Below are 10,886 nucleotides of genomic sequence, written 5' to 3'. Positions count from 1 at the left end.
ACACGAATTGCTTGATTCAGTTGTTAAAGAGCGGTTGGTTAAGATCTTTCGTCTCAACCGAGGCGCGCATTCTACAGCAGCCTCATTTGCTGTCAAGTGGTTATTTTCAGAAGTTTTCGAAGATTTCCTCAACAACTTCAACCACTTGCGCTTGCGATCTCTCGTAAGCGGGAGGCGAATTCTACAGCGTTACACGCCGCTGTCAACACCTCTTTTTCAACTTCCTTTTGGCTTCGATGAACTGAAGCAACTTGCTGCCGAAAACTGCATAACTCATTGTTTAACAAGGAGTTTTCCGTTTCGACTGCGCCGGAAGTGGGGCGAATTATAGGCTTCCAGAATCTGCCGTCAACCTTCTTTTTCACATTTCTGTCATATAAGTCAAAAAAGCCCAATAACGCAAAGGCCGGCCCCAAGGGTCCGGCCTTCTGTCTACTGAGCCTTACAGACTAGGAAAGGCGAATTGCGACGCTTCATGGCTGGCCCGCTGCGGCCAACGCTGGGTGATCGCCTTGCGACGGGTATAGAAACGCACCCCGTCCGGCCCATAGGCATGCAGGTCGCCAAACAGCGAACGTTTCCAGCCACCAAAGCTGTGATACGCAACCGGCACCGGCAGCGGCACGTTAACACCCACCATGCCGACTTCAATCTCATCACAGAACAGACGCGCAGCTTCGCCATCGCGGGTGAAGATACAAGTACCGTTGCCGTATTCGTGATCGTTGATCAGTTGCATCGCCGCTTCCAGGCTATCCACCCGCACTACGCACAACACCGGGCCAAAGATCTCTTCTTTATAGATACGCATCTCAGGGGTGACGCGGTCAAACAAGCTGCCACCGAGGAAAAAACCTTGCTCATGCCCGGCAACACTCAAGCCACGGCCATCAACGACCAGCTCAGCCCCCGCCGACACACCGTCTTCTATATAGCCACTGACTTTATCTCGCGCCTGCCCCGTCACCAACGGGCCCATATCCAGCCCGCAAGAAGTGCCCGCACCAATCTTCAACGCCTTGACCTGTGGCACCAGCTTGGCAATCAATGCATCCGCCACCTGATCGCCCACGCACACAGCCACCGAGATCGCCATGCAACGCTCACCGCAGGAACCATACGCCGCGCCCATCAGGGCACTCACAGCGTTATCCAGGTCTGCATCCGGCATCAGCACCGCGTGGTTTTTCGCCCCGCCCAGCGCCTGCACACGCTTGCCACGTTTGGTCGCTTCGGAATAGATGTACTCGGCAATCGGCGTCGAGCCTACAAAGCTCAAGGCTTTGACTTCAGGCGCTTCGATCAATGCGTCCACCGCGCCCTTGTCGCCATGCACCACGCTGAGCACGCCTTTGGGCAGCCCGGCTTCCTGCAACAGCTGCGCGATCAACAGCGTCGAACTCGGGTCGCGCTCTGAAGGTTTAAGGATGAAACAGTTACCGCAGACAATCGCCAGCGGGTACATCCACAACGGCACCATCGCCGGGAAGTTGAACGGAGTAATACCTGCCACCACGCCCAATGGCTGGAAGTCCGACCACGCATCAATGTTCGGCCCTACGTTGCGGCTGTATTCACCCTTGAGAATCTCCGGCGCCGAGCACGCGTACTCCACGTTCTCGATCCCACGCTTGAGTTCACCCGCGGCGTCTTCCAGGGTCTTGCCATGTTCTTCGCTGATCAACTGCGAGATCCGTGCTTCGTTCTGCTCCAGCAGTTGCTTGAAACGAAACATCACTTGGGCACGCTTGGCCGGCGGCGTATTGCGCCAAGCCGGAAACGCCGCCTTGGCTGAGTCAATCGCCTGTTGAATGGTTTCACGACTGGCCAAAGGCACCTGGTGAATCACATGCCCGGTAGACGGGTTATAGACGTCGGCACTACGACCGCTGTCGTTGACCAGTTCACCGTTGATCAAATGCTGGATAAGGCTCATGCAGGGCTCCTGAAAAATTGTTCTATATAGAAGGAGAAATCAGTCGATCTTGTTCAGCACTTCGCCGACCGCGTCAAACAGACGGTCCAGGTCCTGCGGCTTGCTGTTGAAGGTTGGCCCGAACTGCAGGGTGTCGCCGCCAAAACGCACATAGAAACCGGCCTTCCACAACGCCATGCCGGCCTCGAATGGACGCACGATGGCATCTCCATCACGTGGGGAAATCTGAATCGCACCGGCCAGGCCGTAGTTGCGAATGTCGATCACATTCTTGCTGCCCTTCAAACCGTGCAGCGCATTCTCAAAGTGCGGCGCGACTTCGGCTACGCTCTGCACCAGGTTTTCTTTCTGCAACAGGTCCAATGCCGCCAAGCCCGCCGCGCAAGCCACCGGGTGCGCCGAGTAGGTGTAGCCGTGGGGGAATTCCACTGCGTATTCCGGCGTCGCCTGGTTCATGAAGGTCTGGTAGATCTCGCTGCTGGCAATCACCGCGCCCATCGGGATCGCGCCGTTGGTGACTTGCTTGGCAATGCACATCAGGTCCGGGGTCACGCCGAAGCTGTCGGCACCGAACATCGAGCCGGTGCGGCCAAAGCCCGTGATCACTTCGTCGAACACCAACAGGATATTGTGCTGGTCGCAAATTTCGCGCAGACGCTTGAGATACCCCTGCGGTGGCACCAATACCCCAGCGGAACCGGCCATAGGCTCGACAAATACGGCCGCAATGTTCGACGCGTCATGCAGCTCGATCAACTTGAGCAACTCATCGGCCAGCGCGATGCCGCCCAGCTCCGGCATACCCCGGGAGAAAGCGTTGCTGGCCAGCAAGGTGTGAGGCAGATGGTCAACATCCATCATCGCCTGGCCAAACAGCTTACGGTTACCGTTCACACCGCCCAGGCTGGTACCGGCAATGTTAACGCCGTGGTAACCACGGGCGCGACCAATCATCTTGGTCTTCGTGGCCTGGCCTTTCAGGCGCCAGTAGGCCCGCACCATCTTCACCGCCGTATCGGCACATTCAGAGCCCGAATCGGTGAAGAACACATGATTCAGGTTGCCTGGGGTCAGGTCGGTGATTTTTTCCGCCAACTGGAAGGACAACGGATGACCGTACTGGAAGCCTGGAGAGTAGTCCAAGGTGCCCAATTGCTTGGCGACCGCTTCCTGGATTTCCTTGCGCGTATGCCCGGCGCCACAGGTCCAAAGGCCCGACAACGAATCATAGACCTTGCGCCCCTTGTCATCGGTCAACCAGCTACCTTCGGCGGCCACGATCAGGCGTGGATCGCGCTGGAAGTTGCGGTTGGCGGTGTAAGGCATCCAGTGCGCATCCAGCTTCAATTGGCTGGCCAGGGACGATGGGGCGTTTTCGGGCATGTTCATCAGCAAAACCTCGCAGGGCAAAAGGCAGCGTCGGGATTGAAAAAGCGTTGTTGCAGCTAAATTGCCACGGGGATAAAGTCGGTGAAATCCAACTCTTCTAACCTTCAGTCAGGACTTCACTAAACTATGAGCAGCCGTCGTCCCGACCCTTTGGCCCAAGTCAGTGACTTCGATATTCGCCTGCTGCGCATCTTTCGCAGCGTAGTGGAGTGCGGCGGCTTCTCGGCAGCGGAAACCGTTCTCGGCATCGGGCGCTCGGCCATCAGCCAGCAGATGAGCGACCTTGAGCAACGACTCGGGCTACGGCTCTGCCAACGCGGCCGCGCCGGTTTTTCCCTGACGGAAGAAGGCCGCGAGGTCTATCAATCTGCCCTGCAACTGCTGAGTGCCCTGGAAAGTTTTCGCACCGAGGTCAACGGCCTGCACCAACATTTGCGCGGCGAGTTGATCATTGGCCTCACCGATAACCTTGTCACTCTGCCCCATATGCGCATCACCCACGCATTGGCGCAGTTGAAAGAACGCGGCCCGGACGTGCAGATCCAGATCCGCATGATCGCCCCCAATGAAGTGGAGCAAGGCGTACTCGACGGTCGCCTGCACGTCGGTGTGGTGCCCCAGGCCAGCGCACTGTCGGGCCTGGAATACCAGCCGTTGTACAGCGAACGTTCCTTGCTCTATTGCGCGGTCGGCCACCCGCTGTTTTACGCCGACAACAAGCAACTCGACGACGAGCGCGTCGACAGCCAGGACGCCATCGCCCCCACCTTCCGCTTACCTGCGGAAATCCAGGCCCATTACCAGGCGCTCAACTGCACCGCCAGTGCGTCAGACCGTGAAGGCATGGCGTTCCTGATTCTCACCGGGCGTTATATCGGCTACCTGCCCGATCACTACGCCAGCCTGTGGGTACAACAAGGCCGACTGCGTGCGCTGAAACCGGCTACACGTTTTTACGATTTGAGCCTGGCATCGGTCACGCGCAAGGGCCGTCGCCCTCATTTGGTGCTGGAAAGTTTCCTGGAAAGCCTGGCCGCCACCCGCTGATTCGGGCCTCGCGCAAAAAGCTGAGCATATGGACAGCTTTTTGCAAGGACTCAAGGACCTTGAACCGTCCGCCTTGAGTTGACCCGCCATGCCCCCAGAATCCTCCAGCCCCAGCGACCTGATCTACGGCCTCAACGACCGGCCGAAACCACTGCCCGCTTTCCTCGCGGCGCTGCAACATGTATTGGCGGCGTTCGTCGGCATCATCACGCCGCCTCTGATTATTGGCTCCACCCTCGGCCTCACCGCCCACTTGCCCTACCTGATCAGCATGGCGTTGATGGTTTCCGGCGTAGGCACCTTCATCCAGGCACGCAGGCCGTTTGGTATCGGTGCCGGCATGATCTGCCTGCAAGGCACCAGCTTTGCGTTTCTCGGCGCGGTGTTGTCTGCAGGCTTTCTGGTGAAACAACGCGGCGGCAGTCCGGAAGACATTCTGGCGATGATTTTCGGCGTGTGCTTCTTTGGCGCGGCGGTACAGATTGTATTGAGCCGCTTTATCGGCCAGCTGCGCCGCGTGATCACACCGCTGGTGACCGGCATTGTGATTACGCTGATCGGCATCAGCCTGATCAAAGTGGGTATCACCGACCTCGGCGGCGGTTTCAATGCACCGGACTTCGGCGCCCCCGCCAACCTGGCGCTGGGCCTGTTCGTGGTTTTGACGATCATCCTGCTCAACCGCTCGAACACGCCCTGGGTACGCCTGTCGGCCATCATCATCGGCCTGGCCCTGGGCAGCCTCGCGGCGTGGTTCAGCGGTAAACTTGTTCCCCAGGCTTTGCCTGACCTGCCATTGGTCAGCCTGCCTACACCATTCCGCTTTGGTTTCAACTTCGACTGGAGCGCCTTCCTGCCGATTGCGCTGATTTATCTGATCAGCAGCATCGAAACCGTCGGCGACCTCACCGCCAATTGCATGATTGCCCGCCAGCCTATCAGCGGCCCTTCTTATATAAGCCGGCTCAAGGGCGGCGTCCTCGGCGATGGGGTGAGCTGCATGATCGCCGCCACTTTCAGCGCTTTCCCCAACACCACGTTTGCGCAGAACAATGGTGTGATCCAGCTCACCGGCGTGGCCAGCCGTTACGTCGGTTTATACATCGGCGTGTTGCTGTTCTGCCTGGGCCTGTTTCCGCTGATTGGCGCCGTGCTGCAGCAAATCCCCAAGCCGGTGCTGGGCGGCGCGACCCTGGTGATGTTCGGCAGTGTGGCCGCAGCCGGCGTGCGCATTCTCGCCCAGGCACCGCTGGATCGACGCAGCATGCTGATTATCGCCACCTCGTTCGGTGTTGGCCTGGGTATCGCCGCGCAACCTAACCTGCTGCACCTGATGCCGACACTGGTGCAGAACCTGTTCGACTCCGCCATCACCAGCGGCGGTATCACCGCCATCCTCCTGTGCCTGTTACTGCCGGAGGCCAAGGCAAGTACCACCGCCGCAAACCACACCCCGGAACGCGACAGCCTGGAACCGCTTTGACGGTTTTATTGCATCAGGACTTGTCTGAGGCTTGAGGGTGGGTTATCTGTGCACACGTCGTCTCTATCGATCAGCACGGAAACCTCCATGAGCCTCGAAGTTCCTGCCCACAGCAACCACGGCGGTAAACCCGCCAGCCGCATTCGGCAAAAGAATGAACAAGCGATTCTCCAGGCTGCTGAAGATGAATTCGCGCGCCATGGCTACAAAGGCACCAGCATGAACACCATCGCTGCCAGCGCCGGGCTGCCCAAGGCCAACTTGCACTACTACTTCACCAACAAGCTGGGCCTGTACATCGCAGTGCTGAGCAACATCCTCGAACTCTGGGACAGCACCTTCAACGCGCTGACCGCCGAGGATGACCCGGCCGTGGCGCTCGCTCGTTACATCCGCACCAAGATGGAATTCTCGCGCCGCCAACCCCAAGCCTCGCGGATCTTCGCCATGGAGATCATCAGCGGTGGCGAATGCCTCACGGAATATTTCGGCCAGGACTATCGGGCCTGGTTCAGTGGCCGTGCCGCAGTGTTCCAGGCGTGGATCGACGCCGGCAAAATGGACCCCGTCGACCCCGTGCATCTGATCTTCCTGCTGTGGGGCAGCACCCAGCACTACGCTGACTTCGCCACCCAGATCTGCCGCGTCACCGGTCGCACCAAGCTGACCAAGCAGGACATGGAAGATGCCGGCACCAACCTGATCCATATCATTCTCAAAGGCTGCGGCATCAAGCCAGCCCTATAAACGAAGCGATTTATGTCTTTTACGCTCACCGGTTTTTGCGAGTTTCGTGAAGAAATACGCAAGAGCCGCTTTATCACCTTGGCGGCGCCGATTACCAGCCCGCAGGACGCCCAAGCGTTTTTCGAGCAACACAGCGACCTGAACGCCACGCACAACTGCTGGGCCTGGAAGCTGGGCGATCAATACCGCAGCAGCGATGACGGCGAACCCGGTGGCACCGCCGGGCGCCCGATCCTTGCGGCCATCGAGGCCCAGGGCTTTGATCAGGTGGCCGTATTGGTGATCCGCTGGTACGGCGGCATTCAACTGGGCACGGGTGGCTTGGCCCGTGCCTATGGCGGCGGGGCCAATAAATGCCTGCAAAATGCCGAGCGCATCGAGCTGATCAGCCGCGTACCTCTGAGCTGCGCCTGTGGCTTCTCCGAGCTGAACCTGGTGAAGCTGCGCGTCGCTGAACTCGGCGGGATTGTGGTGGAAGAAACCTTCACCGCCAACGGTGTAGAGCTGCAACTCGCCCTGGGGGAGGCGCACATCGACACCCTGCAAACCCAGCTCGCCGACCTGAGCCGTGGGCGCATCCTGCTCGAACGCTGAAACTGCTACTGTTATGCGCTGAACTCCATGAACCGCGATTTCAAAGGAAGCCTTTCATGTCTACGCCAAAAACCGCACTGATCATCGGCGCCTCGCGCGGGCTGGGCCTTGGCCTGGTCAAGCAACTGCTCCAGGACGGCTGGGACGTGACCGCCACCGTGCGCGATCCGAACAAGGCTGATGCCCTGAAAGCCGTGGGGCCGGTGCAGATCGAGAAGTTGGATATGGACGACCAGCAAGCCGTGATCGCCCTGGCCCAACGCCTGAAAGACCGCACCTTCGACCTGCTGTTCGTCAACGCCGGCGTCAAGGGTCCGGCCAACCAGGAGCCCGGCCACGCGACCCTGGCGGAAGTCGGCCAGTTGTTCTTCACCAACGCCGTGGCGCCAATCAACCTGGCCCAGCGCTTTGTCGGGCAGATCCGCAAAGACACCGGCGTGCTGGCCTTCATGAGTTCGGTACTGGGCAGCGTGACCATTCCCGACGGCTCGGACCTGGCGCTGTACAAGGCCAGCAAGGCCGCCCTCAATTCGATGACCAATAGCTTTATCACGCAACTGGGCGAGCCCAAGCCGACGGTGCTGTCGCTGCATCCAGGTTGGGTGAAGACCGACATGGGCGGCGAAAATGCCCACATCGACGTCGAGACCAGCGTGCGCGGCCTGGTGGACCAGGTAAATGCCTACACCGGCAAAGGCGGCCATCACTTCGTCGACTACAAGGGCGACACCATCACCTGGTAACCACCCTCAACTGTAGGAGCGAGCTTGCTCGCGAAGAACGCCCAAGCACTGCGTTAAACCAGACTGCCCGCGTCATCATTGACGATTTTCGCGAGCAAGCTCGCTCCCACAGAGGTAAACTGCCCACCTCGCCCTCCCCGGCGACCCTGGATCAGCAGACAGGGCAACACTGAGCTGGCAAACCTGAACCCATCATTCAGAGGAGCCGGCCAATGCCTGCGACCCGTATCTGGTTAAAAAACCCCCTCGCGATTTTCACTGCCAATGGCCTCGATGCCCGTGGCGGCCTGGTGCTGCAAGACGGTGTCATCACCGAAGTGCTGGCCCAAGGGCAAGCGCCTGCACAACCCTGCGCACAGGTGTTCGATACCCGCGAGCATGTGGTGCTGCCTGGACTGATCAATACCCACCACCACTTCTATCAAACCCTGACCCGCGCCTGGGGCCCAGTGGTCAACCAGCCGCTGTTTCCCTGGCTGAAAACCCTGTACCCGGTATGGGCGCGGCTCACCCCGGAAAAACTCGCCCTGGCCAGCAAAGTCGCCCTGGCCGAATTGCTGCTCTCGGGCTGCACCACGGCGGCCGATCACCACTACCTGTTCCCCGATGGTTTGGAAAACGCCATTGATGTGCAGGTAGGCAGCGTGCGTGAACTGGGGATGCGCGCCATGCTCACCCGCGGTTCCATGAGCCTGGGCGAAGCCGATGGCGGCCTGCCGCCGCAGCAAACGGTGCAGCAAGGCCAGGTGATTCTCGAAGACAGCCAGCGCCTGATCCGCGAATATCACCAGCGCGGTGACGGTGCGCAGATCCAGATCGCCCTGGCGCCGTGCTCGCCGTTTTCCGTCACCCCCGAAATCATGCAAGCCAGCGCCGAGCTGGCCAACCAGCTGGACGTGCGCCTGCACACCCATTTGGCGGAAACTCTGGATGAGGAAGATTTCTGCCTGCAACGCTTCGGGCTGCGTACCGTTGATTACCTCGACAGCGTCGGCTGGCTCGGCCCGCGCACCTGGCTGGCCCACGGCATTCACTTCAACCCGGACGAAATCGAGCGCCTGGGCGCAGCCGGCACCGGCATCTGCCATTGCCCAAGCTCGAATATGCGCCTGGCCTCCGGCATCTGCCCCACTCTGGACCTGCTCGCCGCCGGCGCCCCGATCGGCTTGGGCGTGGACGGCTCGGCCTCCAACGACGCTTCGAACATGATCCTTGAAGCCCGCCAGGCCCTGTACATCCAGCGCCTGCGCTACGGCGCGGAAAAGATCACCCCCGAAGGCGTATTGGGCTGGGCCACCAAGGGCTCGGCGCAGTTGCTGGGGCGCACAGACATTGGCGAGTTGGCCGTCGGCAAGCAGGCGGACCTGGCACTGTTCAAGCTCGATGAGCTGCGCTTCTCCGGCAGCCATGACCCCATTTCCGCACTGCTGCTGTGCGGCGCGGACCGGGCAGACCGAGTGATGATCGCGGGTCAATGGCGGGTGATTGATGGTCAAGTCGAAGGCCTGGACCTCAAGGGCTTGATCGCCGATCACAGCCAGGCCGCGCGCCATTTGATCGCGGGCACCTAAGCCAGGCGCCAATCAAAATGTGGGAGCGGGCTTCTGTGGCGAGGGAGCTTGCTCCCGCTGGGGTGCGTAGCGCCCCCAAAAACCGGCTCCCACATTGGGTCTGCGGCGCCTTTCAAATCGGGTTACAGCCCCAACAGCGACAGCATGATAAAGGTCGCAAACAACACAAAATGCGTCATCCCTTCTATCGCATTGGTTTCACCATCGTTGAGGTTGATCGCGCTGACGATCAGCGTGATAAACACCATCACCGTTTGCACCGGCGTCATCGCCATCTGGAACGGCTGCCCGGTGTAGAGCGCCATGGCTTCCATCACCGGCACCGTCAGGATCACCGTGGACAACGAAGCCCCCAGCGCGATGTTGACCACCGATTGCATGCGGTTGGCCAACGCGGCGCGCAATGCCGTGAGGATTTCCGGAGCGGCCGAGATAGCCGCCACCACAATCGCGGTAATCACTGGTGGTGCGCCTGTGCCTTCCAGGCCCAGGTCGAGGGTCTTGGACATCACCTCGGCCAGCGCGCCAATCACGATCACCCCAAACACCAGGGTCGCAATGGAAAACGTCAGGCTGACAGACGGCGCGTGCTCGTCTTCCGGCTGTTTCTTACGGCGTTTCTCCGGGTAGCTGTAGCTGAAGAAATAACTGTGCGGCCCCACCTGCATGCGCAGGAACAAGGTGTAAAGCACCACCATCGCGCCAATGGTGAAAGCCGAGTAAATTTTCCAGTCCGCTTCGGGGATAAATTCCGGTACCACCATCGACACCCCCATGGCGGTAAGAATCATCACACTGTAGGTGCGCGCCGAGTCATCGTTGTAGGACTGTTCGCCATGCTTGATGCCGCCCATCAGCGCGGCCAGGCCGAGGATACCGTTGATATCGAGCATCACCGCTGAGTAGATGGTGTCGCGCACCAGGGTGGGCGATGGCTCGTTACTCATCATGATCGCCAGGATCACCACTTCCACCAATACCGCGGCGAGGGTCAGGATCATGGTGCCGTAGGGGTCGCCGACTTTTTCCGCCAACTGTTCGGCGTGATGGGCCACGCGCATCGACGCCATCACGATAAACGCGATCAGCGCAAAGCCGGCCAGCAACGCAACCAGTTGGCCGCTGTGGAGCATCCAGTGCTCCAGCGGGTAGGCGGCGATGGCGGCAATCAGCGCCAGCAGCATGAATTTTTCTTGCTTGAGGGATGTGAGCATTCCGGGCCTTTTCGTACAGCGAATCAGTCATTGATGGGGTACAGACTGCGCCGAGCCGCTAACGTTTCGTTACACCTTAGTTCAGGCCGCCCTTGCGTGAGTGACGGAAATACTCTCCTGCTGGTCAGGTTTTGCCGATTATTTCAGCCATGGCCTGTAGAA

Annotated in this window: 10 protein-coding genes; 7 read left to right on the top strand and 3 right to left on the bottom strand. The window is 59.8% G+C overall.

Annotated features, from left to right (window positions below; translation table 11 throughout):
• Positions 1 to 331: hypothetical protein (locus GIW79_RS14535; RefSeq protein WP_236477382.1), on the top strand; the 331-nt coding region annotated here is incomplete at its 5' end.
• Positions 332 to 442: 111 nt separating this feature from the next.
• Here the strand turns inward: GIW79_RS14535 and GIW79_RS14530 are convergent.
• Complete coding sequence (locus GIW79_RS14530; protein WP_236456058.1) at positions 443 to 1,936, bottom strand: CoA-acylating methylmalonate-semialdehyde dehydrogenase; 1,494 nt, start codon at positions 1,934 to 1,936, stop codon at positions 443 to 445.
• Between the two features lie 39 nt (positions 1,937 to 1,975).
• On the bottom strand, positions 1,976 to 3,325 hold the full coding sequence (locus GIW79_RS14525; protein WP_054918734.1) for an aspartate aminotransferase family protein: 1,350 nt from the start codon (positions 3,323 to 3,325) through the stop codon (positions 1,976 to 1,978).
• A 126-nt stretch (positions 3,326 to 3,451) separates the two neighbouring features.
• On the opposite strand from GIW79_RS14525, the gene GIW79_RS14520 reads away from it, so the two are divergent.
• The 6 genes from GIW79_RS14520 to GIW79_RS14495 all read left to right on the top strand — a co-directional run bounded on the left by GIW79_RS14520 (position 3,452) and on the right by GIW79_RS14495 (position 9,510).
• Positions 3,452 to 4,372: a LysR family transcriptional regulator gene (locus tag GIW79_RS14520; protein WP_034125912.1), complete on the top strand. Its 921-nt coding sequence runs from the start codon at positions 3,452 to 3,454 to the stop codon at positions 4,370 to 4,372.
• Positions 4,373 to 4,460: 88 nt separating this feature from the next.
• Positions 4,461 to 5,855 carry a uracil-xanthine permease family protein gene (locus tag GIW79_RS14515; RefSeq protein ID WP_054918737.1) on the top strand — a complete coding sequence of 465 codons (1,395 nt, stop codon included), beginning with the start codon at positions 4,461 to 4,463 and terminating at the stop codon, positions 5,853 to 5,855.
• Between the two features lie 87 nt (positions 5,856 to 5,942).
• Positions 5,943 to 6,602 (top strand): TetR/AcrR family transcriptional regulator, encoded by a 660-nt coding sequence (locus GIW79_RS14510; protein ID WP_034125910.1) that lies wholly within the window; start codon positions 5,943 to 5,945, stop codon positions 6,600 to 6,602.
• A 12-nt stretch (positions 6,603 to 6,614) separates the two neighbouring features.
• Entirely contained in the window at positions 6,615 to 7,196 is a 582-nt protein-coding gene (locus GIW79_RS14505) for an IMPACT family protein (protein ID WP_236456060.1), read from the top strand.
• Positions 7,197 to 7,252: 56 nt separating this feature from the next.
• Positions 7,253 to 7,939, top strand: coding sequence for an SDR family oxidoreductase (locus GIW79_RS14500; RefSeq protein ID WP_047712496.1), 687 nt, complete (start codon positions 7,253 to 7,255; stop codon positions 7,937 to 7,939).
• Between the two features lie 212 nt (positions 7,940 to 8,151).
• Positions 8,152 to 9,510, top strand: coding sequence for an 8-oxoguanine deaminase (locus GIW79_RS14495; protein ID WP_236456062.1), 1,359 nt, complete (start codon positions 8,152 to 8,154; stop codon positions 9,508 to 9,510).
• Positions 9,511 to 9,632: 122 nt separating this feature from the next.
• Here the strand turns inward: GIW79_RS14495 and GIW79_RS14490 are convergent, their stop codons facing one another.
• Positions 9,633 to 10,724 carry a calcium:proton antiporter gene (locus GIW79_RS14490; protein WP_003188263.1) on the bottom strand — a complete coding sequence of 364 codons (1,092 nt, stop codon included), beginning with the start codon at positions 10,722 to 10,724 and terminating at the stop codon, positions 9,633 to 9,635.
• Between the last annotated feature and the right edge of the window lie 162 nt (positions 10,725 to 10,886).

It is taken from the genome of Pseudomonas sp. PA-7-1E (assembly GCF_021605325.1).
Classification (GTDB): Bacteria; Pseudomonadota; Gammaproteobacteria; order Pseudomonadales; family Pseudomonadaceae; genus Aquipseudomonas; species Aquipseudomonas fluorescens_BV.
Note: the sequence above shows the minus strand (reverse complement) of the source record. Positions and strands in the feature narration are given on the sequence as shown.